General features: G+C 42.2%; 21 protein-coding genes. 6 read left to right on the top strand and 15 right to left on the bottom strand.

Annotated features, from left to right (window positions below):
- The first annotated feature begins 5 nt into the window (after positions 1-5).
- Entirely contained in the window at positions 6-740 is a 735-nt protein-coding gene (locus ACIQ6T_RS05305; protein ID WP_395784869.1) for a polyprenol monophosphomannose synthase, read from the top strand.
- The gene (locus ACIQ6T_RS05300; protein WP_395784868.1) at positions 740-1282 is read left to right on the top strand and encodes a CopD family protein; all 543 of its coding nucleotides are present in this window, start codon (positions 740-742) and stop codon (positions 1280-1282) included. The genes ACIQ6T_RS05305 and ACIQ6T_RS05300 overlap by 1 nt, the downstream gene beginning before the upstream one ends.
- Here the strand turns inward: ACIQ6T_RS05300 and smpB are convergent.
- The 4 genes from smpB to ACIQ6T_RS05280 all read right to left on the bottom strand — a co-directional run bounded on the left by smpB (position 1272) and on the right by ACIQ6T_RS05280 (position 5219).
- Positions 1272-1733, bottom strand: coding sequence for an SsrA-binding protein SmpB (smpB, locus tag ACIQ6T_RS05295; RefSeq protein WP_395784867.1), 462 nt, complete (start codon positions 1731-1733; stop codon positions 1272-1274). The two genes, ACIQ6T_RS05300 and smpB, sit on opposite strands and share 11 nt — an antisense overlap.
- Positions 1734-1790: 57 nt before the next feature.
- Positions 1791-2375 (bottom strand): OmpH family outer membrane protein, encoded by a 585-nt coding sequence (locus tag ACIQ6T_RS05290; RefSeq protein ID WP_395784866.1) that lies wholly within the window; start codon positions 2373-2375, stop codon positions 1791-1793.
- Positions 2376-2443: 68 nt separating this feature from the next.
- A complete protein-coding gene (locus tag ACIQ6T_RS05285; protein WP_395784865.1) occupies positions 2444-2788 on the bottom strand; it encodes a hypothetical protein in 345 nt (114 codons plus the stop codon).
- Position 2789: 1 nt separating this feature from the next.
- Entirely contained in the window at positions 2790-5219 is a 2430-nt protein-coding gene (locus ACIQ6T_RS05280; protein ID WP_395784864.1) for a penicillin acylase family protein, read from the bottom strand.
- A 129-nt stretch (positions 5220-5348) separates the two neighbouring features.
- Here ACIQ6T_RS05280 and ACIQ6T_RS05275 point away from each other — a divergent pair, with 129 nt between their 5' ends.
- Together ACIQ6T_RS05275 and ACIQ6T_RS05270 are read left to right on the top strand one after the other, a co-directional pair.
- On the top strand, positions 5349-6284 hold the full coding sequence (locus ACIQ6T_RS05275) for a N(4)-(beta-N-acetylglucosaminyl)-L-asparaginase (protein WP_395784863.1): 936 nt from the start codon (positions 5349-5351) through the stop codon (positions 6282-6284).
- Positions 6285-6288: 4 nt separating this feature from the next.
- Positions 6289-8100, top strand: a complete 1812-nt coding sequence (locus tag ACIQ6T_RS05270) for a glycosyltransferase (RefSeq protein WP_395784862.1) — start codon at positions 6289-6291, stop codon at positions 8098-8100.
- An 18-nt stretch (positions 8101-8118) separates the two neighbouring features.
- On the opposite strand, the gene ACIQ6T_RS05265 is transcribed toward ACIQ6T_RS05270, so the two are convergent.
- From ACIQ6T_RS05265 to xylA, 3 genes are read right to left on the bottom strand one after another with little or no spacing between them, the layout of a single operon-like run.
- Positions 8119-8835 carry a DNA alkylation repair protein gene (locus ACIQ6T_RS05265; protein ID WP_395784861.1) on the bottom strand — a complete coding sequence of 239 codons (717 nt, stop codon included), beginning with the start codon at positions 8833-8835 and terminating at the stop codon, positions 8119-8121.
- Positions 8832-11480 carry a glycosyl hydrolase gene (locus ACIQ6T_RS05260; protein WP_395784860.1) on the bottom strand — a complete coding sequence of 883 codons (2649 nt, stop codon included), beginning with the start codon at positions 11478-11480 and terminating at the stop codon, positions 8832-8834. Before ACIQ6T_RS05260 ends, ACIQ6T_RS05265 begins: the two co-directional genes overlap by 4 nt.
- An 18-nt stretch (positions 11481-11498) precedes the next feature.
- On the bottom strand, positions 11499-12827 hold the full coding sequence (gene xylA / locus ACIQ6T_RS05255) for a xylose isomerase (RefSeq protein WP_395784859.1): 1329 nt from the start codon (positions 12825-12827) through the stop codon (positions 11499-11501).
- A 175-nt stretch (positions 12828-13002) separates the two neighbouring features.
- On the opposite strand from xylA, the gene ACIQ6T_RS05250 reads away from it, so the two are divergent.
- Positions 13003-15342, top strand: a complete 2340-nt coding sequence (locus ACIQ6T_RS05250; protein ID WP_395784858.1) for a M1 family metallopeptidase — start codon at positions 13003-13005, stop codon at positions 15340-15342.
- A gap of 141 nt (positions 15343-15483) precedes the next feature.
- Here the strand turns inward: ACIQ6T_RS05250 and ACIQ6T_RS05245 are convergent, their stop codons facing one another.
- The 5 genes from ACIQ6T_RS05245 to ACIQ6T_RS05225 all read right to left on the bottom strand — a co-directional run bounded on the left by ACIQ6T_RS05245 (position 15484) and on the right by ACIQ6T_RS05225 (position 20022).
- On the bottom strand, positions 15484-16398 hold the full coding sequence (locus ACIQ6T_RS05245; RefSeq protein ID WP_395784857.1) for an ion channel: 915 nt from the start codon (positions 16396-16398) through the stop codon (positions 15484-15486).
- A 9-nt stretch (positions 16399-16407) separates the two neighbouring features.
- On the bottom strand, positions 16408-17130 hold the full coding sequence (locus ACIQ6T_RS05240) for a sulfite exporter TauE/SafE family protein (RefSeq protein ID WP_395784856.1): 723 nt from the start codon (positions 17128-17130) through the stop codon (positions 16408-16410).
- 1 nt (position 17131) lies between these two features.
- The gene (locus tag ACIQ6T_RS05235; protein WP_395784855.1) at positions 17132-17938 is read right to left on the bottom strand and encodes a phytoene/squalene synthase family protein; all 807 of its coding nucleotides are present in this window, start codon (positions 17936-17938) and stop codon (positions 17132-17134) included.
- A 4-nt stretch (positions 17939-17942) separates the two neighbouring features.
- Positions 17943-19409 carry a phytoene desaturase family protein gene (locus ACIQ6T_RS05230; RefSeq protein ID WP_395784854.1) on the bottom strand — a complete coding sequence of 489 codons (1467 nt, stop codon included), beginning with the start codon at positions 19407-19409 and terminating at the stop codon, positions 17943-17945.
- Positions 19410-19518: 109 nt separating this feature from the next.
- Positions 19519-20022 carry an RNA polymerase sigma factor gene (locus ACIQ6T_RS05225; RefSeq protein ID WP_395784853.1) on the bottom strand — a complete coding sequence of 168 codons (504 nt, stop codon included), beginning with the start codon at positions 20020-20022 and terminating at the stop codon, positions 19519-19521.
- A 197-nt stretch (positions 20023-20219) separates the two neighbouring features.
- Here ACIQ6T_RS05225 and ACIQ6T_RS05220 point away from each other — a divergent pair, with 197 nt between their 5' ends.
- Positions 20220-22559: a TonB-dependent receptor gene (locus ACIQ6T_RS05220; protein WP_395784852.1), complete on the top strand. Its 2340-nt coding sequence runs from the start codon at positions 20220-20222 to the stop codon at positions 22557-22559.
- Here the strand turns inward: ACIQ6T_RS05220 and ACIQ6T_RS05215 are convergent.
- The 3 genes from ACIQ6T_RS05215 to ACIQ6T_RS05205 all read right to left on the bottom strand — a co-directional run.
- Positions 22556-23962 (bottom strand): murein hydrolase activator EnvC family protein, encoded by a 1407-nt coding sequence (locus ACIQ6T_RS05215; RefSeq protein ID WP_395784851.1) that lies wholly within the window; start codon positions 23960-23962, stop codon positions 22556-22558. The two genes, ACIQ6T_RS05220 and ACIQ6T_RS05215, sit on opposite strands and share 4 nt — an antisense overlap.
- The gene (locus ACIQ6T_RS05210; RefSeq protein WP_395784850.1) at positions 23959-24780 is read right to left on the bottom strand and encodes a DUF4292 domain-containing protein; all 822 of its coding nucleotides are present in this window, start codon (positions 24778-24780) and stop codon (positions 23959-23961) included. Before ACIQ6T_RS05210 ends, ACIQ6T_RS05215 begins: the two co-directional genes overlap by 4 nt.
- 37 nt (positions 24781-24817) lie before the next feature.
- Positions 24818-26529, bottom strand: a 1712-nt coding sequence (locus ACIQ6T_RS05205) for a tetratricopeptide repeat protein (protein ID WP_395784849.1), incomplete at its 5' end; no start/stop codon positions are given.

The following is a 26529-nucleotide window of genomic DNA, read 5'->3' as shown; positions in this document are numbered from 1 at the left end:
TGCGCATGAATTCGAGGATCGTTATCATACCGACCTACAATGAGATCGAAAACATCCAAGCCATCATCGAAAAGGTGTTGAGTTTGGAGCCTGTTTTTGATTTATTGATTGTCGATGATGGATCCCCCGATGGAACTGCCGCAGAGGTCAAGCGATTACACGCATTGCACCCGGACCGCATACATTTAGTAGAACGTAAAGGGAAACTAGGATTAGGTACCGCCTATATTGCAGGATTTAAATATGCATTGGATCAAGGCTATGAATATATTTTTGAGATGGATGCCGACTTCTCGCACAATCCAGATGATTTAGTTCGCTTGTATGATGCCTGTCACGAAAAAGGTGCATTTATGGCCATTGGATCGCGCTATATCAATGGGGTCAATGTGGTTAATTGGCCTATCGGGCGTGTATTGATGTCCTATTTTGCAGGACACTACGTTCGATTTGTTACAGGCATGCCCGTCCAAGATGCAACAGCTGGTTTTGTTTGCTACAGAAGAAATGTATTGGAAACGATTCCGTTGGATCAGATCAAATTCATCGGATATGCATTTCAAGTTGAAATGAAATTCACGACCTGGAAATATGGATTTAAAATGATTGAGGTTCCTATCATTTTCACCGACCGTACTAAAGGAACAAGTAAGATGTCGGCCAATATATTCAAAGAGGCTATTTTTGGTGTTATTCAGTTAAAAATTAGCAGTTTGTTTAAGCGTTACCAAGCATCGTAATGGACTACTCAATCTTAAAATCACTGCATATTATTTTTGTTGTCAGCTGGTTTGCTGGCCTATTTTACCTTCCCCGCTTACTCGTTTATCATGCGGAAGCTCAAAGTAAGGAGCCAAACGAGAAAGCTATTTTATCAGCTCAGTTTTCCAAAATGGAGAAACTGCTATTTAACGCCATCATGATTCCGGCGATGTTTTTGACTTGGATAACGGGATTGATTTTAATTTACCTAGCATGGTGGGATTCATTCTCCTCGCACACCTGGTTACATCTCAAATTGAGTTTCGTTGTGGGCATTACAATCTACCACTTTGTTTGTAGGCATTTCATTCGCCAATTCCAACAAGGAAATTTTATCATTTCTGGGCCTCAATTACGAATGTTCAATGAAATTGCAACGATACTTCTTGTGGCCGTGGTGTTTCTTGTGGTCGCGAAAAATACCTTGGATATGATTTATGGTTTGGTGGGGTTTGTCATTTTTGCCATTGTGATTATGACGGCCGTAAAAATCGTTCGGAAATATCGGACTAACGCATAGCGCGATCCATATCTCGTTTCACATCCTTCTCTTTGATGTCATCTCGTTTATCGAATGTTTTCTTTCCTTTGGCTAAGGCAATATTCAATTTGGCATAACCTTTATCTGATATAAATAGGCGTGTAGGAATAATCGTCAAACCTACATTTTTCAGTTCCTTTTGCAGCTTGGCTAATTCGCGTTTGGACAATAAAAGTTTGCGATCACGTAAAGGATCATGGTTGTAATGTGTCCCTTCATCATAGGCTGAAATATGCATATTGCGCACAAACAATTCCTCTTGAAAGAAAACACAATAGCCATCGGTTAGATTCGCTTTGCCTTGACGGATCGATTTAATCTCTGTGCCAGTCAATACCAAGCCTGCCGTAAACGTATCCAAGAATGCATATTCGAAGGATGCGCGTCGGTTTTTAATTTCGACTTGTTTTTGAATTTTTTCTTTGGCCATGTTAAAACAAAAAGGCCACACAGCACAAACTGCGTGGCCTTCAAAACAAATAATTGATTACTTATTGCCTTTCTTAGCTGCGTATTCTTTGTTAAGACCGTCTACTAATTTTTGGGTTACATCTACTGAGGCATCAGCGAATAAAATACCGCCACCTACTTTCGAATAGCCCAAAACGAATTCATATTTATTTTCCTTATTAACTTTTAAGATGTACTCACGAATGTTGTTGTATAACTCTTCGTTTTTCTTCGCTTGCTCTTGCCCTAATTCCGCTTGTTTTTGCTGTGAATATTGTTGCAATTCAGCTCCTTTTTTCTTCAAAGTCATATCAGCGGCTTGCAATTGGGCTTGCGTCATTGCCGAAGCACGCTGTTGGATCGCTTGCAATTCAGCTTGTAGTGAACGTTCTTTTTGACCTAGGTCAACTTGCAAACGGTAGCCCTTATTTTCAAATTCTTTTTGTGCGTCTTTGTAAAACTGATAATTCGTTAATAACGAGTCGGAGTTAACAAACACGATGCGCTTTCCATCTGCTGTTGTTGCGCTAGCACTTCCACTTGTGCTTGGCTTAAATAATGAATAGCCTACTGCTATTGTCAAAATGGCTAACCAAACGTAAGCGATACTTGGATTTTTCACGAGATTAAATTTTTATTTTAAAAGAATGGTAAATATACAATGTCAAAATTGATTGTCCTAAAATTTTATTATTTCTGTCGTAAACGAGCGCCTGCCCAAACCCACAGTCCAGTTGTTAAACCACCTATGATTCCGGTCACCACATATAAAAGAGAAACTTGGCCCTTCAATGGTAGCAACTCCGCCATGCGCCCAGGTAGGGTACTCGGATGTCCCAATACCGTGTAATAGGCTGCAAATACCCACAAAATAAACCCTGCCACGAAGCCAACGATAAAAGAACCTTTTGTTTTCATGCCAACGATATACGCGATAACAGCCGCAGATATACCCATGGCATACCAAGGTAAATACATCCCAATTAAGGCACCCACAACAACAAAGACTAGAATTAATCCAAGCGAATATTTCATACTATTGAACAGATAAAGTTAATTTTTTACGAATTCTATTTGTTGGCTCTGTTGGCTTATCTAAATAAAGCAACGGCTTTAATTCACCTTTGGCCCACGTATCTATTAAGTCATCATAATGCGCACTACCGGGATTCCCAGATTGTCCACCCGGGTAAATTCCGAAGGCCTTTGGGGTGCCTTTCTTTGACAATTCAACAATAAATCGCCAAGAAGGCCCGGTTTTTGTTGTTGTAGCATTGACGATTGTACCTCCGCCTCCTACTGGAATATGCAATCGACTTAGCGCATCCATTCCTGGAATTAAATGCCGAACACCTGTTTCTTTATGTTTATTCCAAGCCCACTCATTTCCCATGGGACCGTGGTGTTTAGTTAAGGAATCCAATGTCGCTTGAAATGATCCTGAAATAATATCGCGCATCGATTCCTTTTTATTTTTAGTCTTCACATTATCCCACCAGCGAGCCTGCGCCCCGTGCTCAATCAAATGAATCGTGCGATCCATGGCAGGACGATTCATTGGCACTTTTTCATCGGAGGCAAATTCGTCATCCCAAAGGAATGTTTGCAAGGTCAGCACCCATGTTTCAAAAATAGTAGCTCCGATCGACTCCGATGAATTTTGCAAATTCCATTGCTTTAATTCATCGATAGCTTTGCTGTTGGAACTTACCTGTGCAAGCAAAAGTGGCAATAGTTTTCTTGCCCGAATGTTAAAGTTGTCATTTTGTAAGCCGCGCAATGAGTCAATGGTGATTTTACTCATGGCCGTAAGACGCTCATTGATGCGCCTTCCTCGCTCAGAAGGGGCATATTGCCAACCCATGTAATAGGGATAAGAGGCATCTGTAGAAAATTGATTTGCTGAACTTACGAAACCGCGTGCTGGGTTTTTAACATGTGGATTGTGCGCCTGCGGGATGAATCCTTGCCAGTCGGCAGCGGGATCAGTTCCATCCATCAAATATTTTCCATGCAACTTCGATTTCAACGGAAACTTCCCGTTTACCCACAGCGCGATATCACCTTCGTTGCTCGCAAAAACAAAGTTTTGTGCGGGGGCTGAATAATAACTGAGGGCTTTTGTATAATCGGTGTAATTTTTAGCCCGATTAAGTTGATAGAAAGTAGTTAATTCTTGTGACTTTTCATGTGCAATCCAGCGCAAGGCATGGCCAACAGGGATGTTCGATTTGAACGCTTTTTCATGACTCAAATAAACGACTGGGCCGTGATGGGTAAAGAAGACCGTGTCCACAAAATCCTTTTTGCCTTTAATCTTGAATGTTTCAATGCGGAGTTTTGTTTTTTTCCATTGACCGCCGTGCCAATATTCGAGTTTGGAAGCGTCTTTGAATTTAACTTGATACCAATCAAGCACATCCGAGCCTACATTGGTTACGCCCCAAGCGATGTCTTTATTGAAACCTGTAATCACATTAGGTGTTCCTGGCATGGTCGATCCATATACATTCACACCTGGAGCAACCAATTGTACTTGATACCAAATCGAGGGAAGCGATAAAGTCAAATGGGGATCATTGGCTAAAATTGGCATGCCTGAAACCGTTTTATTTCCGGAAACAGCCCAGTTATTCGAGCCAATGTTCGGGTCTTTTTCTGGAGTTGTCATCGCACTGCCTAAACCTATGAAATCTTTCGGAGCCGCAGGAATTGGTACAGGCTTAAAATCGACAGGTGAGCCCGTTGGAATGATAGGACTCTCCTCAAATGGATAATTCGGGAAAAGATCTTCGGCAACTTCGCGACCATATTGGCGTAAAATATTTGTCATTTTCAAATCGTCTGTACCTGAAGCTAAAACAAAGGACATATTCTTTAGAAACAAGGCACTTTTTATGGGAGTCCAAGGTTCCGGTTGGTAGTTTAATAGCTTGTATTCAAGGGGCAAATCGCGCTCCGACAAGCTTGAAATATACGCATTGATTCCATCTGAATACGCTTCCAAAGCGACCTTTGAAAGTGGGTCTGCCTTCATTCCCTCAAAGGATTGCTCGGCACCATATACCGAACCCATGCGGCGCTGAAATTGGTCAGACGCTAACCCTTTTTCTCCTACAATTTCAGAAATACGTCCACCCGCAAAATGCGTTTGAAATTCCATTTGCCACAAACGGTCTTTGGCGGTTAAATAGCCTTGCGCTAAAAATAAATCGTGATCATTTTCGGCAAAAATATGGGGAATTCCCATTTCGTCGTAAACCACTTTAACTGTTTTTTGCAAACCCGGTATTTGCAAATTTTCTTCTGTTGGCTCTCCAGCCTCAGGTGCTTCTGCGTTGACCCAAAAACCATGAAATGGACTGAGAAATTTACCGAATGGTGGGATGGTACCCCAAGAATTTGACAAAACGTATGTTACACAAAGGGTGATCAGCAACGGGAATACCTTTTTAACTAAGTTCATAGAAACGATTGATGATGAACGATAAATTTTCTAAGATTTTTTTTACTTTTAGAAAGGCAATTTTACGCAATTGTCGAACAACCAACAAATAAATTACTTTTAATTACATTTCGCCAACAAAGTTACTACATGAAAAGAAGACAATTTCTGCAATCAGCGGGCCTTATGGGGGCTGCTAGTACAATTTCCACGGGTCAAAGCTCAGAACCAATCATCATTGCAACCTGGAAAAATGAGGCAGGAACAAAAGCTGGTTGGGACAAAATTATGCAAACTGGAAAGGCGTTAGATGGCGTTGAAGCTGGGGCGTGGGTACCTGAAGCGAATCCAGAAGAGACAACGGTTGGTTATGGCGGTTATCCTGATCGGGATGGGCATGTGACGTTAGATGCGTGCATAATGGATCACTTGGGAAATGCGGGATCAGTTACCTTTTTGGAAGGAATTATGCACCCGATTTCGGTAGCAAGGGCTGTCATGGAAAAAACACCGCACGTTATGCTTTCGGGGGCAGGTGCTTTGCAATTCGCCTTGTCACAGGGATTTAAGCAACAAAACTTATTGACCGAAAAATCTAAAAAAGCATGGGAGGCGTGGAAAAAAGAATCAAAATACGAAACGAAAGTAAATATTGAACGACATGATACGATAGGATTATTGGCACTAGGAAAGTCGGGCGAAATCGCGGGGGCTTGTTCTACGAGTGGCATGGCATTTAAAATGCATGGACGCGTGGGCGATTCGCCGATTATCGGTGGGGCTGTTTTTTGTGACGATGAGGTTGGCGGTGCTTGTGCCACAGGATTAGGGGAATTTGTGATGAAGACGCTAGGTTCCTTTTTGATTGTGGAGTTTATGCGGCAAGGGATGTCGCCCCAACAAGCCTGCGAGGCGGCTATTATGCGGATTGTGAAGCGTTATAAATATCAAGAATTCCAGGTGGGCTATCTTGCGCTAAACAAAAAAGGGGAATATGGCGCTTATTCTATTCAAAAAGGATTTAATTTCACAATTACGAAAAATAACGTCACACAAGTAATTGAAAGTGGCTATTACATGTCCTAGACTTATGGAAAAAAAAGCGACCAATAAGAAAAAGTTTTTGGTAGAAGTTGCCTGGGAAACGTGTAATCAAGTAGGTGGAATTTATACCGTTATTCGTACCAAAGTACCTGCCATGGTTGAGAAATGGGAACAAGACTACTTGCTTTTGGGACCCTACTTTACGCAAACTGCAGCTGCAGAATTTGAACCCTTAGCGATCGACGAAGAAACTGCGGTTGGCCAAACCATTAGCTGGATGCGCAACTTAGGGTTGGAGGTTCATTATGGCAATTGGCTCATCACCGGTAAACCGAAAATTGTGCTTTTTGACATTGCTTCGCTCATGAAAGACGTGGACGAAATCAAAGGACGCATTTGGGAAAATCATAAAATTTCGACCTTGGGTGTTGAGGACTTGGTCAATCAAACAATTGTTTTTGGTGAGATGATTCGTCTTTTCTTAAGTCAATTAGCGACTGAAAATAAGACTAAAAAAGACATTATCGTTCATTTTCATGAATGGATGGCCTCCACGTGTCTTCCTGATTTACGTAAAGAAAAAGTAAAAATAGCGACGGTTTTTACCACCCACGCGACCATGTTAGGGCGCTATCTGGCCGGAAACGTACCCAATTTCTACGATGTTTTGGTTAAGTTTGATTGGCTTAAAGAGGCCAAACATTATGGAATAGAGGCGCAAGCTTCCTTCGAGCGTGCGGCGGCTCAAAAAGCGGATGTGTTGACGACCGTATCGGATATTACTGCGAAAGAATGTGTAGCATTTTTGGGGAGGATACCTGAATTAATTTTGCCAAATGGTTTGAATATTCAGCGTTTTGCGGCGCTCCACGAGCACCAAAACTTACATTCCCTTTACAAAAAACGGATTTCGGATTTTGTGATGGGACACTTTTTCCAGAATCAACCCTTTGACCTGGACCAAACCTTGTATTTGTTTACTTCGGGGCGCTTTGAATATTCGAATAAAGGGTATGATTTGACTCTGGATGCATTAGAAATATTGAATCGGAAAATGAAAGAATCTGGTTCACGCAAGACGGTGATTATGTTTTTTATCACCAAACAACCTTACCATTCGATCGACCCAGAAGTTTTGCATTCCCGGGCCGTCCTAGACGAAATTCGCGAAAACTGCCAGGCTATTGAAAAGGAAGTTGGCGAGAAATTATTCCAAGCCTCCGCTGCCTCTAAAGATTTATCATTACCTGATTTAAATGATTTTGTAAACGAATACTGGCGATTACGTTTACGAAGGACCGTTCAAACTTGGAAAACAAATGCGCGGCCTAAAGTAGTCACGCATTTACTCAAGCAAGAGGACGATATTATTCGAAATTTGCATCGGACAAAGTTGTTGAATAATGAAGAGGATAAAGTGAAAGTGGTTTACCATCCGGATTTCATTGTCTCAACCAATCCGTTGTTTGGTCTTGATTATGGCCAATTTGTACGCGGTTGCCATTTAGGTGTTTTCCCTTCCTATTATGAACCTTGGGGATACACGCCATTGGAATGTATGGCGCGCGGTGTGCCAACGGTTACGTCTGACTTATCGGGTTTCGGGGATTACATGATGCAAATTATGCGTGATTATGAGCAATGGGGAGTGAGTGTGGTGAATCGCAAAACGCAGAACTACCAGGAATCCGCAGAGCAATTGGCGAATTTACTTTTCAAATTCGTCCAACAAAGTCAGCGGGATCGCATCACGCAACGGAATCGCGTGGAGAGTATTGCGGACACATTTGATTGGTCAAATCTGCGGGGTTATTACGACACAGCACATGAACTTGCGGTATTGAAAAAGCGGAAATAAATTATCAGTTTTTGAGTTTCAAAAATCCTCAGATCCCCTTACCTTTGGCAATCCTCCAAGGTTTGCCAAAGGTAGGTGGGAAATGTGCTTCAGGGCCTCGCGTTTCGACAAAGGCATCAACTCATTTTCTTCGACAAATTCACACACCCAATTGGCATTCGTCCGTGCATATTGCCGTAATATCCACCCGATCGCTTTTTGAATAAAAAACTCTTTAGACGTATTCAAGACAAGAATCACCTGAACTAAAAGAACCAAATCAGTTTTTGACTTATAGCCTAACTGAAATAAGATACAGAGACGTTGGTGCCAAAAAACCGGCGAAGCCATCCATCGCGCAATCCAAGCATCCCGCTCACTAGGAAAACGCAAAAAATAAGCCCCAAGCACTTTGGGGCCCAAAACATCTACCACGTCCCACCAAGATTGGGCATCTACCCAGCGATCAATCAATTCGAGGAGGCGCTTGTCCCAACATTTCTGAGCCATCAATAAATAATCCATCGCGGCATATTGAAACTCCCTTTCAGGCATCGTAAATAATTCCGAACAAACCTCAAACCAATCTTCACACCGGCCATGTGCCTTATATATAGCCTTGAATACGGCTGTTCGTTCAGGTTTTTTAATCCCAATAAACGGGTATTGATCCCGCATATATCCACGCATCCAATAGGCGTTTTCCGGATGATCCAATGCGTAAAATGCAGCTGTTATCTCCTTGACAAAACTCATCGATTTGAGAAATACAAATTACCTTGTAAACCACTTTCAGTCACTTCCCAACTGGATGCATCAAAAGGCTTGTATTGAATATCCACAAAATTAATCTCGTAGAAATTCTTCCAATTTACGCGATCCCGATCCAGCTTTCGGATGCGATTTGCAGATACATTCGTTACTGTTAATTCGATATGATTTGACGTCTTTAATACACCAGCCGGAACTTGAATCTGATACGGAAGTGACCAAATAATTCCCAAATCAACACCATTAATCTTCACGCGGACCCAATCCCTTACCTGATCTAAATGCAAAATTTTCGCCTGTGGCAATTGTTCCGCAGTCAATTCAAAATCAAAGGCATACGTCCCTTTCCCCCAATAATCGTGCGTCAATGAATCACGAGTCCAATAATCCAAGTCGTCCAAAACCAACGATTTTAACTGCTTATCCGGAAAACTGACTGTGACTTGACCCAACGGCTCAATCGGACTAATTACCTTATCCCCGATCACCTGAACCTTTGACTTTAATGCCAACTGACTAACCAAAAGACTTTGGCCAGGCGCCAAATTCAAGAAAAATTCCTTGTCTTTATTTGCGTGAACCACCGATTTTACCCCGGTCATCGGATCGATCAATTCCATATCCATCGTTCCCTTCGCAAGTCGAACCATCCCTTCCGAAAAACGATTGGACAAATTCGCGATGAAATACCGAGCTCCCTGAGGCGAACGCTTACGAATAAATGAAATTCCTTGGTCGGCAATTGATTCCCGACTAATCCGATAGCGTTCTAGGATGTTGATTGGATCTGAAACCCAACGCATCACCATGGTTTCACGAGCAGCGTGCCAACGGTCCTTTTGTTCATCCGTCAGGCCAAACGAATTTGGCTGAAGAGGCATGTGTTCCAAAAAATAAACAGGTAAACCCTGTTTCACCCATTTGGCCCACAATTCCATCGTTTCAAGTGAAACAAAATGTGGGGCAGGGATCAACAACATCTTATACTCGGCGCCAGAAGCCGTTCTAAATGTCCTTTTAGCGGTTGGCTGTAAGCCTTTCATGAGCAAATCAGACACATAATCAACTTGGTAACCCTTGGTTTGCATGTGCTCCGACCAGTGTCCAAAAGACGTATTTTTCATCCAATCCCGACTATTGGCATGCAAATCCAATGGATGCGTTTTCCCCTTACCATTTCGTTCATGCCAAATATCCTCCATCGGGAAATACATCAGCACATCCGCATCTGTGGGATGCGCCTGCAACATTTTTTGGCAATTATCCACATACCGATTTAACTCAGGCAAGGCTTCCCAAAAATGACTTTGCGGATTGAAGTTGGTGCTCGCATAAAACAACCAACCTGGCCAAGCGACCTCAGGGGGCGAATAGGTTGCCCCATGGTAAAAAATGTGATTCACTCCGCCGATAAAAACCTGATCGACGACAGGCTTCACCTGCGCAAGTGAAACTTTAAAATGATTTCCTAACCAAGTTGTTGTCTCGGATGAGACCAATTTCTTACCCGTCAGGTTAGCCGCCGATGAAGCTAATTTCAAGTTTCGCACATCCGGAATACCAAAGCGAACCGAATCATAATCCGGATCTACCCGATATCCCGGGATATCGAATGGTTTACTGCCAAAAAACTCCGTTTCTGGAATATCAACCGCAGCATATAAATCCAATAAGTTGCCGGGAGAACCATGCGCCTGATCCCGACTCACAAAGCCCATTTGCTTAATCCATGAGGCAAAAGGTTGCGTAAACTCGGTTAATAATAAATGAGCTAAGGTTCGATGATAATCTGCCCAAATCGCGTTTTCAGCATCAGATTCTGCTTTTGATTTGGCCATAACATCCAGATAGACGCGTAAATCATAGCCATTCATTCGTTGGAATTCTGCAAATAAATCAGGCGTGTAATTTGCCCCATAAGCCTCATACGAATCATTATACAAAGCCCGAAGTGGCGCGTGCGACTTCTTTAACAAGGGAACAAACGATTCACGGTACTGGGTAAATGCAGCTTTACTGAAGTGATCCATCACCAAACCCTCCGCTCCCGGAGCTGCCCGCTTGACTTGTTGGTTCGTCAGACTCTCCTTAAACACATACACCTGCGCTCCCTCCGACCCCGCTTGAAAACTTGCTTTTTTCAAGGACACCAAATCCTCCACAAATACCTTGTTCACATAAACTGAAGCAGCTTTTATGTCGGGAGTTGGCACCCAATTTTGACCTGGTGCTAATGAAATGAGCTCTATTTTATACGATTTAGCGGCGTCTTGTTTTCGAATTTGTGGACCACCTAAAGGCCAACCGGTTCCCAGCGTCATGTCGATACCCAAGTGCAATCGTTTGGCTTCTTTTAAAACAAAAGCGAACTTCTGATTCCATCCGTCACTTAAGTAAGGTTGAAATTTCGACTCGTAGCCTTTGGCTCCATAGATGGGAATAATGTGCATGCCGCCAAAACCCGCTTTGGCAAAAGCCTCTAGATTATGGGTAATACCGGTCTCGGTCACCGCACTTCCCGGCCACCACCAATACGCCCAAGGCTTAGAAGTAGAAAAAGCAGTGGGAGTTTGTGCTCCAACTGCTTTGGTAATTAATATAAAAAATAATAGGTATCTGAATTTGATCATACCCCGAATGTCGTTTTTTTAGACAAAACGACCTAACAAATTCTCCAAATATTCTTGCTTTCCAGAGATCATGGCTGGCTCCCCAATCTCAACCGCAATTTGGTACAAATCTTCTAGTTTAAGCTTACCAGCCTCAAAATCAGCCCCTTTACCTGAATTAAAACTTGCATAGCGCGCTGCTTTCAAGCGATCCATTTCACCATGAGAAGCTAATTTGTCGGCAATAATTAAGGAGCGAGCAATCGTGTCCATTCCACCAATGTGCGCATAGAATAAATCTGCGGCATCAGTTGAATTACGCCGACGCTTGGCATCAAAATTGATACCGCCACCCGCTAATCCACCTTGCTTCAAGATGATTGACATCGCTTCAGCCCATTCGTAAATATCGGTTGGGAACTGGTCCGTATCCCATCCATTTTGATTATCACCGCGATTTGCATCGATCGAGGCCAACATCCCCGCATCGGAAGCAACTTGGCACTCATGTGCAAAGGTATGCCCCGCTAAAGTCGCGTGGTTCACTTCTAAGTTTAATCCAAATTCAGACAACAAGTCAAACTCGCGCAAGAAACCGATAACGGTTGCTGCATCATAGTCATATTGGTGTTTAGTAGGCTCGCATGGTTTTGGCTCGATAAAGAACTTTCCTTTGAAACCATTGCGTCGTGCATATTCCACACAGGTGTGCAACATGCGCGCAAAATGTTCACGCTCACGCTTCATGTCAGTGTTCAATAAGGTCATGTAGCCTTCGCGACCTCCCCAGAATACGTATCCGCCGCCACCTAATTTGATCGTTGCGTCGATCGCTCCTTTTAGTTGGGCACCTGCATGAGCAACGACCTCAAAATTCGGATTCGTGGACGCACCGTTCATATAGCGCTCATTCGAAAACAAGTTGGCCGTTCCCCACAATAACTTCACACCACTCTCCGCTTGTTTTTTCTCGAAAATATCCGTGATGAATTTCATTCGATCCGTGAATTCCTTCGGATCATTATGACCTTCGATTGCATCCACATCGTGAAAGCAATAAAACGGCGCACCGATTTTAGTTATAAATTCAAACGCGGCATCTGCTTTATCCGCAGCACGCTGACGCGCATCAGACGCAACATCCCAAGGATAATGATGCGTACCAGGACCAAAAGGATCAGCACCATCGCCGCAGAAAGAATGCCAATAAGCGATGGCAAAACGTAAATGCTCCTTCATAGATTTACCCGCAATTATTCGATTTTCATCGTAATAACGAAATGCTAAGGGGTTATCTGATTCAGGACCTTCAAATTTGATTTGACCAATTCCTTTGAAATATTCTTTTTGTCCAATTAAAACGCTCATGTGTGTAGTTAAAAAATACGTTGATTTGCTTGTAAAGCATCAAAAATACAAATTATACGTTTGAAACCAAATGGGCTGAGCGATAATCTCAGCATAGTGTAGCACAGATGGGCAACAACATAAGGCTATGTTTTTAATAAGTTTTTCCTATTTTTGAAAAATACTATTTCATCATATGAACAAATTATACAAGCTCGGAATTCTTTTCCTGTTTACCTTACCCACTTTCGCGCAAACGAACTACAATTCAAATAGTCGTTTTGAGCAACTTGAATCTACACTTCCAACGCCCAATACCTATCGGACGGCGAGTGGATCTCCCGGAAAAGATTATTGGCAGCAACGTGCCGACTACGACATCAAAGTGGAATTGGACGATATTAATCGGAAAATTACCGGAACTGAAACGATTACTTATTTCAATAATTCTCCGGATGAATTGCCGTATTTATGGATTCAATTGGACCAAAATTTATTTGAGAAAAATTCAGCCAACAAAACTGCTGCGACTGGCGAAATAAAAAATGGCATTCCAGCATCTGCTTTTAAAGATTTAACAAACCCTAAAGATTTCGGGTATAAAATAACCGCGGTGAAAGATGCCAAAGGGAATCCTCTGCGCCACACTATTAATCAAACGATGATGCGCATTGATTTACCAACTGCAGTAAAGTCGGGGGGCTCAGTGATATTTAACATCGATTGGAATTATCTGATTACAGAATATTATGGCCGTTCAGGGTATGAATTATTTACCAAAGATGGCAATGCAAATTATTTCATTGCACACTGGTTCCCACGAATGGCCGTTTATAACGACGTTTATGGCTGGCAGCACAAACAATTCATGGGACAAGGTGAGTTTACCTTAAATTTTGGTAACTATAAAGTAGCCATCACGGCACCAAACGACTTGGTTGTTGGCGCAGGCGGAGAACTCCTTAACCCGAATCAAGTCATGACATCTACCCAATTAAAGCGTTGGGAAAAAGCAAAAACAGCCACACGTCCGGTGGAAATCGTGACGCAAGCTGAGGCGGAAGTGGCGGAGAAAGGTAAGCCAATAGGCAAAAAGACATGGTTGTTTAAGGCTGATAATGTACGTGATTTTGCGTTTACGGCATCGCGTAAATTTATTTGGGATGCTTTGCAGGTGGACGTGGAAGGGAAAAAAGTTTGGGCGATGTCCTACTATTCGAAAGAAGCGAATCCACTTTGGGGAAAATATTCGACGATGGTCGTAGCGCATACCTTGCGATCGTATTCAAAAAGAACGATTGCTTATCCGTATCCGGTCGCAATTTCATGTCATGCGACCTTAGGTGGCGGTATGGAATATCCAATGATTTCGTTTAATGGCGGTCGACCAGAGGCGGATGGCACCTATACAGAAAATGTAAAAAATGGAATGATTGGTGTCATTATTCATGAAGTGGGTCACAACTTTTTCCCAATGATTGTCAATTCTGATGAGCGTCAGTGGTCTTGGATGGATGAAGGCTTAAATACATTTTGCCAATATTTAGCGGAACAAGAATGGGATCGCAATTTCCCAGCGCGTCGTGGGGAACCACAAAGCATTGTACCTTACATGCGGTTGGATTCGAAGAATCAAGTACCGATTATGGCCAATTCGGAAAACATTATGGACTTCGGAAACAATGCATATGCTAAACCAGCTGCTGCTTTAAATATCTTGCGTGAGACGGTGATGGGGCGCGAATTATTCGATTATGCATTTAAAGAATATGCGCGCCGTTGGGCCTTTAAACAACCTTATCCGGCCGATTTCTTCCGTACGTTGGAGGATGCCTCGGGTGTGGATTTAGATTGGTTTTGGCGTGGATGGTTCTACGGAACGGAGCCAGTAAATCAGTCCATTGAGACGGTTGAATGGTTTGGCGTGGACAATATGGATCCAGTAGCTAAAAAGGCAACAGAAAAAGAAAAGGCAGACGCGAAGCGCCAAACAATGTCGAATATTCGTAACAAAACGGATATAAAATCTACGGTGGTTGAAGAGAATCCAGACTTAACGGATTTTTACAATACCTATGACCGCTTTGCAACATCAGATGCAGAGAAGAAAAAATATCAAGATTATTTGGGTGGCTTGTCGGAAGATGAACGCAAATTGGTTTCAGAAGGTAAAAACTTCTACGTGGTTAACTTCAAAAATAAGGGGGGATTGCCAATGCCAGTGATTATCAAGTTGAATTATGAGGATGGGACGGATGAGATTTTACGCTTCCCTGCCGAGGTGTGGCGTTTGAACGATGTAGAGGCAAAGAAAATCATACCAACGTCGAAAAAAGTCGTTAAATGGACGCTAGACCCATTTTTTGAAATTGCCGACATAGATACTGATGACAATGCATATCCACGTGAGCCCGCTCAGCCGACCCGTGTACAGCTATTTAAAGCGCAACCGCGCAGCTATGGTGGAGGCCTAAATCCTATGCAGGAGGCTCAAAACGCCAAAAAAGCAGGGGCGGTAACTGGTTCGAAAAACTAAGGAAGGGTAAACGCTGCCGGGGTTGAAGACCCCGGCAGCGTTAGCAAAAAACCGGTTTTAGATGCAACTCACCTAGAAAAAAACTGATAATTTACTCCAGGAAACTGATAAAATCTCGAATGAGCTAAATTCGAGATTTTTTTATTCCTGATCGATTAGGTTCAATTTGGCTAAATCTAAATCGGTTCGTTTGGATTTGCTGAAATACATGGGCAAGAATTTAAATCCGAATTTAAAATCCTGAATGGTATAGGAAATACGTGCAACAACGGTGGATGAATACACCTCATCAAATCCTGTCAAATTTGCGGCAATTTCAGGCTGCAAGGTAACAATCTCTTTTTGGGACAAACCATAAAATGGACTATCCTCATCGATAGGATGAACAACAGTCCAATTCAAAACTAAGCTATCCACGCGGTTTCGTTCTAAGCGAAGATTATAAAAACGATAGGTATTGTCTGGAGTTAGGATACGTACATTCACCTTAATTTCTGCATTCATTAATAAATGGTCGTCCTTATAACATACCAATCGAAACATCAACGCCTTCCCTCCTTTGTACTGAGAATACACAATCAAATTTGAAAAACGAATAAATGCCTTTGGCCGTGAAAACCGACCATACAAAAGTCCAGTAGCAATGGCTAAAGATAAAAATCCCACCAGCGATTCAAGTGCAGCAATCCAATTAGCTAATTCACTCACGGGATTTATGCGCCCATAACCCACCGTAGTTAATGTCTGCGTAGAGAAAAAGAACAACTGCTTTAACTGACCCCAAGTATCTTGCTGGTAATCAACACCTTGCAAACCTTCAGGACCCGCAAGCCAATACAGCGCGGTAAATACAGCGTTTATCAACAAATAAACCAGCAAAATAACAATCAAAAATCGCCACCTCTTCATGGTCAACATATTCTGATAATTACTTACCCGATGATGGACATGAATCCCAATGCGACGAATATTAAATGACCCGTCTTTATTGACCATGCGACCACCCATATCGGCACTCCGCTCCCCAAATCCCGTATCCTGATTTACATTTTCCATCCTATCGATTTATACAAACCAAAGTTTCACTGATGCAATAATAAGCACCAAAGCTAATACCCATTTTACCTTCGAATTTGATGCTACACCAGCACCCCACCTCGCACCTAAAAAACCCCCGATTAATGAGGCCGCCAACCAATAGATAAGCGAGGTGTCATCTAAGGGAATCCATGTTTTTAATCCAGCTAAACCTGCAATCGAATTAACAAAAATAAACAGTGCAGAAACCGCCGCCGCCTCTTTTAAATTTGCCCAGCGAAACAATAATAAAACCGGACTCAAAATAATTCCACCCCCGATTCCAATCATACCCGAAAGTAAACCGATCAAGGACCCAGCAGTTAAACCTGCCCACAAAGGAAGTGGCTTAGCCGACGATTCGCGTAAGCTAACTAGCATACGAAGTACTGCAATCAATAAGCAAACACCCAAAATTTGTTTATAGCTTGAATCACTCAGTGGAATGCGCGCACCCAAAAAAGCTGCCGGGATAGACCCCAAGGCAAAAGGCCAAAACAAACGCCACTTAAAATATCCTTGTTGGTAAAATGCGATAAACGACATCAACGAAACACCCAAGTTCAACAAAAGAGCCGATTGCTTCATCACCGCAGGTGCCACACTAAATAGAGCTAAAACGGCTAGATAGCCAGATGCTCCACCATGTCCTACTGAGGCATATAAAAATGCCATGATGCCGAGTAAAACAAGGAGAAGCCAAAAATCCATATTACACGCGGAGATAAATCAACAATTTTTCCCAATCTGGCACTCGAATACGCTCTTCCTTAACTCGAGATGCAGGAAGCGCCTTGATCTTTTCAAACAATCGAATGTAATATTCGTATGCGAGTAGAACGCCTTTTCGAGCAGCTTTTGGCAAATTCTCAATGCCGCGCAATCCCGCATCAAAATCTAACTGGATATCCGCTTCAATTTCTTTCTTCTCCGTATCGGAGAACGTTTCAAAATTAACTCCCGGAAAATACACACGTCCACGCTCATCAAAATCCGACTTAATATCCCGTAAAAAATTAATCTTTTGAAAGGCTGAACCCAAAGCACAAGCATCCGCACGTAAAAAATCATATTCCTCCGAATTCCCTAAACAGAAAACACGTAAACACATAAGGCCAACCACCTCTGCGGAACCATATATATACGTTTTGTATGTCGCGACATCATAAACTCGATCCGTCAAATCCATTTCCATGGAAACCAGAAAAGCATCAATCAAATCATGCCCAATTTGAAATGTATTCACCACCCATTGAAATGAATGCAAAATAGGATTCAAGCTAATTTTTTCTTCAATTGCCTGAAAGGTGTCAGCGCGAAATCGCGCTAAAAGCGCTTGCTTATCCTGGTCGTGAAAGGTATCTACAATCTCATCCGCCAAACGCACAAAACCATAAATCGCATAAATCGCTTCATGATATTGTTTATCCAAAGTCCGAATCCCAGATGAAAAAGAGGTTGAATAAGCTTGTGTCAACAACTTACTCGAATCGAGCGATACCTTTAAATATAAATCCATTTGACTAGTTAAATGATTTGTCAACTTCCTTAGCAACGACTAAACCTGATATAAGTGAAGGAGGAACACCCGGTCCCGGAACGGTTAGTTGGCCCGTGTAAAACAAATTAGCCACCCGTTTATTTTTTAAACTTGGTTTTAAAATAGCCGTTTGCATCAATGTGTTCGCTAACCCATACGCGTTCCCCTTGAACGCATGATAGTCCCCGATGAAATCTCGGTGCGCATACGAGCGCTTATAAACAATCGAATCCCGAATCGAAACACCACAATACGCCTCCAAACGATCCATCAATTGCGCAAAATATTTTTCGCGTACCTCCTCGGTATCAACCAAATTTGGCGCCACCGGAATCAGTAAAAATACATTTTCACATCCTTCAGGAGCCACAGATGGATCCGTCACAGAAGGTGCTGAAGCATAAAAAAGCGGGTCAGTTGGCCAAGAAGCCTCCGTATAAATCTCGTGCGAATGCACGGAGAAATCACGATCAAAAAACAAATTATGATGCTTCAGGCGAGGCAAACGCTTATTTATGCCTAAATAAAATAATAACGAAGACGGAGCCATGACACGTTTATCCCAATACGACTCATCGTAATTTCGATAGGCATCTCCTAAAAGCTCTTCCACATGGTGGTAATCTGCACTGGCAACCACCGCATCAGCCTCCCACGTTCCAGAAGTTGTTTTGACAGATTGCACACGGCCATTCGTTATGCCAAAACCCGTAACCTCCATGTTGGTCCGAATCTTAACACCCCTTTCCTCAGCTAGGGCAACCATCCCTTTGACAATATTGTGCATGCCGCCCATCGGATACCAAGTACCCAATTTAATTTCTGCATAATTCATTAAACTATACATGGCAGGCGTATTTTGCGAAATAGCTCCCAAAAATAAAATGGGAAATTCCATTAATTTCAAGAGCGTTGGCGATTTAAAATACTTACGCACATGACTATAAAAAGATTGAAAAACATCCATGCGGAGTGCATCAATCAAAACGCGAAGACTTAAAAATTCGGTGATTTTAGTAGATGGTTTCCAAACAAATTCTTGAATCCCCACCTTGTATTTATAGGCCGCTTGTTCCAAAAATCGATCTAATGCATTTCCTGCACCCGGCTCAATGGAATCAAACAAGTTTTTTAGTGCGGTGTAATTTGCAGGCATATCGATGATTTGCTGCTCATCCAAGATAACTGTGTACGACGGGTCTAAACGAACTAAATTGTAATAATCCGATGGCTTTTTACCAAACCTGCCGAAGTAATCTTCAAAAATATCAGGCATCCAATACCAACTAGGCCCCATGTCAAAGACAAATCCTTTTTCCGAGAACACACGTGCACGACCACCCGCTTGGTCATTTTTTTCAAAAATTTCAACCTCATATCCTTGATCAGCAAGCGCTGTCGCAGTTGACAAGCCTGAAAATCCTGCACCAATTACAATTATCTTCTTCATATTCGAAACAAATATAGGAATTCTATGCGTTATCCGGACAAAGAAAAAGTCAGATAAAATCTGACTTTTTACTTCCTCCTCTGTTAACCAAAAAAACGTAATTAATATGTTAAGCGTACATTTGCAAATGCTGCTTTAAAGATTTCCGAGCGATGTGGATTCGGTTTTTGACTGTGCCAATTGGCAAATCCAGCTCATCTGCTATTTCATGATATTTAAACCCCTCAAAATACATGAGAAAAGGAACTCGGTACATCTCTTCTGTATGACTTAATGCCAAATTTATATCTTCACGCATGAACGTAGATTCAGCGGAATTGATTTGAACTGTTTCTGATGAATTGATAAAATGTAAATTTTCTGTCGTGTCAATGAATGTGTTCCGACGAACCATTCGTTGGTACTGAGTAATGAACGTATTCTTCATGATGGTAAATAACCATGCCTTCAAGTTCGTTCCATCCATATACTTATCGCGATTTGTATATGCCTTAACTAAAGTGTCTTGTACCAAATCGTTTGCATCGTCTCCATCACGCGTTAAACGTAACGCAAATGGCTTCAAAAATTTGGAAAAATTGCCTACTTGATAAGAAAATTCTAACGCCGTCATCTTTGTTCTGTTGATTTTGTTTAACAAATTTATAAAAAGATTAAACAAAACAAATATTTGTTTAACAAATTTCAAAATAAATTAAACAAAATTTTATCGACAAGATATTGGTGTTCGTCGGCGAGTTAGTTGAAATAATCAATTAGTAGGCTTTTCAGCCTATTTTACCGTATATTTACCACCCCTTTTAGGCATTCATGTTTCGTAAAATATTTTTTCTTTTATTGCTTCTTGCACCAGCAAGCATGCTCTTTGGGCAGGCCGCTTGTTCATGCACCTTGGAAGGAAATGTTACTTCAAAAGAAACCAAAGAGACCATATCTGGGGCCCATGTTTACATAAAAGGAACTAATAAATTCGCTCTATCCGACCGAAATGGTCATTTCAAAATCCAATCCCTTTGTCCTGGCGACTATACATTGATCTGCAGAATGAGCAGTTTTGATGCGATAGAAATACCCATCTCCATCCAAGACGAGGCAAATCACAACGAAAATTTCACGCTAGAAAGCCATGACGAGCACCTCCAAGAGGTCGTCGTCAGCGGAAAAAAAAGTGAGAGTAGTGCCCAACTTCGCGGCAACTTAAGTGAAACCGAAAGATCCGAACGAGACGGTTTAAGTTTAGGAGAAATGTTACGTGGGATCAGTGGCGTGCAAAGTTTACAAACAGGAAGCACTATATCAAAACCCGTTATTCACGGTATGCACTCGGCCCGAGTAATCATATTAAACCACGGTATCCGCCAAGAAGGTCAGCAATGGGGAAGCGAACACGCACCAGAGGTGGACCCATTTGTCTCCAAAAATATTCAAGTAATCAAAGGCCCCGGCGGGTTACGGTATGGAGGAGATGCCATCGGTGGTATGGTCATGATGGAACCCGATGCTCTACCAGATAGCGCTGGATTGAAAGGGGAAATGCAATCGATTTATTTTACAAATGGCCGACAAGCCGTTTTGTCCGGCATGCTGGAAGGTGGATTTAACCGCGCAAATGGATGGGGCTGGCGTTTGCAAGGAACGCTGAAAAATGGGGGAAATATACGTACGGCCGACTATTTTTTGGCAAATACAGGTGTTCAAGAAGAGAATTTTTCTGCAGCCATTGGCTACAAAAAAAATAACTGGTCTAATGATTTATTCTTCAGCCATTTTCATTCCGTTATTGGAATTTATTTGGGCTCCCACATTGGGAATGTCAATGATCTTGAAAAATCGATTGCCCGTTCAAGGCCTTTTGAGGTATTTACTCCCCTTGAATTCAGTAGAGAAATATCTCGTCCATATCAAAATATAAACCACAGCTTGGGTAAGTTTAAATCTCAATATAAATTCGCGTCAGGTCAAACCATGCGCGGAACGCTTGCCTTTCAAAACAATGAAAGACTCGAACTAGATGTGCTGCGCGCCGGTAGAGGCGTAAATAATTTACGCTTCTTACTCCAAACGTATACAAGCGAGCTTGTTTTGGATGAGGCAAACACAGCTAAAAAATGGAAAGGGCAATTTGGCTTTAACTTACAAATGCAAGGTAATTTAACCTCGGGCAGAAGTGTAACCATACCCACATTAACATCTAGCCTACTCCCCAATTACCTCCAAAATTCCTTAGGCGTTTTTGCGATTGAGCGCCTGGTAAAAGAAAAATTTGAAGTTGAAGTTGGCCTACGTGTCGACCAAAAAACAATCGACGTATATCGGCCAAAAATCAATTATTCACCCATAATTAACCGTAGTAAGAACGATTTCATGGGCCTTTCAGGAAGCGCCGGCCTTAAATACCATTGGTCAGAAAAATGGACAAATCACCTGATACTAGCTCGTGCATTCCGTGCGCCTGGCGTGAATGAATTATTCTCATATGGCGTCCATCATGGTGCCGCTGCATTTGAAATTGGAGATCCCAATTTGACAGGGGAAACGGCCTACAATGCCAGCTTAAACACCTTAATTGATGCCAATAAATTACAAATTGAACTTGGCGTCTTCCACAATTACATTCAAAACTTTATCTATTTAAAGCCCATGGTTACGCGTGGCGTGGCCGAATACTTCACCACCGTACGTGGCGCATTTCCGGTTTTTACCTACGAACAAATCAATGCCATTTTTAGCGGTATCGATGCGCAAGCCACCTACCAGTTGACACCCAATCTCGCGCTCCAACACAAAACAAGTATCGTCCAAGCAGTTGACAACTCGTCGGCCAACAAACGTTACCTCGTTAATATTCCAGCAAATCGCTTTGAGTATACCTTGACCTACCGTTGGATGCAGGAAAAGCAATATATAAGTGTTGGCCTCATTCAAGTAAGCCGACAAACACGCGTGGAACCAGGATCTGATTACTCGGAACCACCTAAAGGCTACCAATTAGTACAAGCGAATTGGGGAATCAACCTCAAGAAAATAGATGTGGGTATTCGCATTAATAACGCCCTGAATACATCGTACCGCGATTATCTTAATCGCTTCCGATATTTTACAGACGACCAAGGTCGAAACATCAGCCTACGCATCTTGTATAAAATTTAACGACGCAACCAGACTTCAGGGTTTTGACGAACCGTATTTTTCCAAACCTGGAAATTAATCTCCGACGTACCATCCTCATCCGAAGCAACCGATCCGATTCGTTGGCCCGTTTTCACTTTTTGACCCGTACTGACAGATACGCCGGCCAACTTACTATACACGGTAAAATAATCTCCGTGCTGGATCGCTACCACCATATTGATTCCCGGTATGTTCACCACCGACTGCACAACGCCGTCATATACGGTGTGCACAGGGGAACCCGGTGAAGTTTGAATATCAATTCCATTATTATTGATCATCACTCCCTTCAAAATAGGGTGTTTATGTACACCAAAGTGATCCGAGATAAATCCAGAGGGAACAGGGAACGGCATCCGTCCGCGCAAGGCGCTAAACGAACTAGCTAATTTCGCCTCCTCCGCATTCATATAATACGTATTTGAATTCAACGCTGGCTCGGCAACTTTTTCAGCCACAACAGCTTTCTCTTTCACAACTTCTTTCTTCTCAGCCTTCGCTTCTAGTTTAGTTTCTGCCTTTGGCTGCTCCTCTACACCAAGCTTCTCCGATTTTTTAACAACTCCCTCATCTAATTTCACCTTCGGCAAAGCAGGTTTATTTACCTCTAATTTACGCGCTTGCGCTGCTTGACGAAGCTTACGTTCCCGCTCCATCGACTTTTGAATTTCGCGCTGTACGATTCCTGCAATTAAATTATCCAACTTCCGAATGGCTAATTTCTTACGCTCCAATTCCGTGCGCAACTTTTTTTCCTGCTGCGTTAAGACCGTAACCACCTTATTTTCCTTGGTCTTTAATACCTCAAGCGTTTTGGTTTCTTTTTCCTTCTCGACAATCACCTTCTTCTCTTCATTCTTCTTGAAGATCACTTGCTGCTTCTTGGTCATTAAATCCTGACGCGTCTCAAAAATTTTATTCGCTTGATCTTTTCGATTCTTCGTAAACTGACGTAAAAAATCCATGCGTCGCGTGAATTGACCAAAATCATTCGATAAAATCAAGAAACTGATTTTATTGGAAACTGTTGAAACCTTTTGTGACTCAAACAACATCAGCGCGTAATTCTTTTTTAAGCGCTCTAATTTGGCCGCTAGGATATCACTTTCGCGGGCCAACTTCGTTGCTTCTGCGGCTAAAAGTTGTTGGTTTTCATTCAATATCGTAATCTGCTTTTTCTGCACCCCGATCTGCTGTTTCAAAACGTTCAACTTCCCGATCGACGCATTCTTCTTTTTAGAGGTCCTAGAAATAATGGAATTCAACTCCTTGATTTTAGCCAAATTGTCCTTTTTCTGTTGTTCCAATTGCGTCTTCTTATCTACCTGCGCACTGGTTGAAAAACTCCAAATCAAACTAATTAAAACAAAAATATATCTCATGGTTTTGAATTCAATAATTTAACCGGAACACGAAACGGAAATTCCAATGGTGTGTCCAATAATTCTACTTTGGAATATTTGATACTAATCACCGTCGACACTTGCTTGTTCTCCTTATTCTTAACATCCAACGTAATCAAACTCGAAAACGGAAAAACAACCTGATTTAAAGTCGTGAATTCCTCAAAATCCATCGTCAATTTGTTTGCCGTAGGCTCATCATTCACTAATAACTTTTTCAACTTTCGGTTTGGACCAACCATATTATCGATCTTAATCCGCCCCGAATCTTGCTTGATAATAATATTTTCATTCTCCCGAATAACCCGTGAGTTATTTCGCTTGAATGGTTGGTTCCCCACAACCAACGACTGTAACATCCGAAAATCAATTCGAAAACCCATCATGACACTTAAACTGTCATAGGACATGTCAAAATATTGACCGCTAATTTTTTGATAAAAACGCAAATGCTGTTGGTCAAAAATACCCGTCGCCCCCGTAATGCCCGTCTGACCAATATTTACCCAGATGATACTGTCACGTTTCATGCGTATGTCAACGGTATAAGTGTCTTGATTATTGCCTGACTTCCAAACAACACGTGATTTTGCTTTTAGGTAGTTGAACCGTAAATCCTCCACCGCCTCACGTCGATCCGCCTCCGGAAGGAGCGGAACTTCTACTTTCTTAACTTCCGCCACCACCGTATCACGAACTAGTGTATCCTGATGTATGGCTTGCACGATGACTGCCGACTGCTTTCGCTGGCACGCGGCCACAAACACAAAGCAAAGGAGTATAATTACGTAGCGCATAGTTACCGGTAGGCATTAAAAAGTATACAAAAATATCTCAATTTTCGATAATTCGCTTCATCTCAATCTTTTTATCGAGTATTTGATTTTCACCAACTAATTTTTTGGCCTGTTTCCAGGCTACCACTGCATCATCCACACGTTGTAATCGATATAAGGTATCGCCTAAATGCTCCCAGACCGTGGCACTCGCGGACTCCTTATCTGCAACCGCCAATTTTAAATAAACTAAAGCCTCTGTAAACAAACCTTGCTGAAATAAAACCCAGGCATAGGTGTCCAAATATGTCCCATTGGTTGGGGATTTCAGCACTAATTTCCTCGACATCGCAGCCGCCTCCACCAATCGCTCCTTCCGCATAGACAAATAATAACTGTAATTATTTAGCACATGCTCATCTTCTGGTTGCTTACGTAACACATAATCGAAAGCCTTCTCCGAATCCCGATACCTTTTTTGGGCCTGATACACATCGCCCAAAATTGAGTATAATTGAACATCCCATCCATCCTCTGGCTGTAAATGGGTCTTTGCTAATTCCAATGAAATCAAAGAACCGGCCACATTGCCTTTGATGTATTGCCCAAAACCCTTTTGAAAATGGAAAAAACCATGGGTAGGCCACAGTACCAAAGCCTCCTGCGCATGCACAATCGCACTATCAATCGCGCTTAACTCAAAGTCCAATTGGATGATACGCGCCCAAACTTCAATCTTACTTTTACCCAAGCGAGCAGCTTGTAAATAATGTGCCAATCCCGATGCAAAGTCCTGAGAACTCACATACAAATCGCCTTGAATCGCCAAAAATCGAGGTTCCTGGGGATACATTTGAATAAAATGCTGCGTGACATCCAATGCTGCAGCCCACTTTTCCTTCGTATCTATCAGCTCAAAAACCTTCAACGCAACCTGTGAAATCATTTCCGGATTTAACGAACGATCTTCCGAAGCCGCATGTAATTGACCTAAAGCAGCGCCAAAATCCTTTTCCTGAACATACACATGCGTGAGTAAAAGTGGAATCTGACCCTCTGTAGGAAATTGCTCCGCCAAACGAATGTATGCATTGCGCACGGAATCCCCCTTGCTTAACTCCCAAGCCACATCCATCTGATCCCAGGCAACTAAATTTTCACCTTCCTCCTGCGCAACTAATTGCGCTCCTAGCGCCAAAGCATCCAATAAACGTTGCTTTTTCAATAAAATAAATTGTTTGGTCCGAATGATTTCAGGATACTCCCCAATCCAATGATTCGCTTTTTCCAATGCTTCTAAAGCTAAATCCCCCTGCTCACTCCACAAATAAGCCTGCGCCAAAAGTAAATTTACATCTGGCTGCGATTCATCGTATTGAGCTAATTGACGCAAACACTGAATCATTTCATCAAATCGCCGCTCTTGCAACAATAATTCACTATAAAATAAACCGTAATCTAAGGAGTAGGGCGACAGTTCATGCGCTCTTTTCGCGTGCTGTATAGCAAGCGCCGGTTTTGCCAGCGCCGCATACGATTTAGCTGCATAAAAATATAAAGCAGGCTCCTGTTTTATATGAGGAAGCATACTTTCCCAAACTAAAATCGCCTCCTCAAAATCCCCTTTGGTGTAAAAACGCATCCCCTCGGCCATCAACTCCTCTTGCTTAGCCGGAGACAATACGCCTTTTTTTTGCGCATTCACGAAAGGGATATTGGCCAATAAACAAAAAAGAATCAAATAGATTGCGCGCATATTATTTTTGAGCA

The organism is Aquirufa sp., from assembly GCF_044377215.1.
GTDB lineage: Bacteria > Bacteroidota > Bacteroidia > Cytophagales > Spirosomataceae > Aquirufa.
This window is presented reverse-complemented; position numbering and strand designations above follow the sequence as displayed.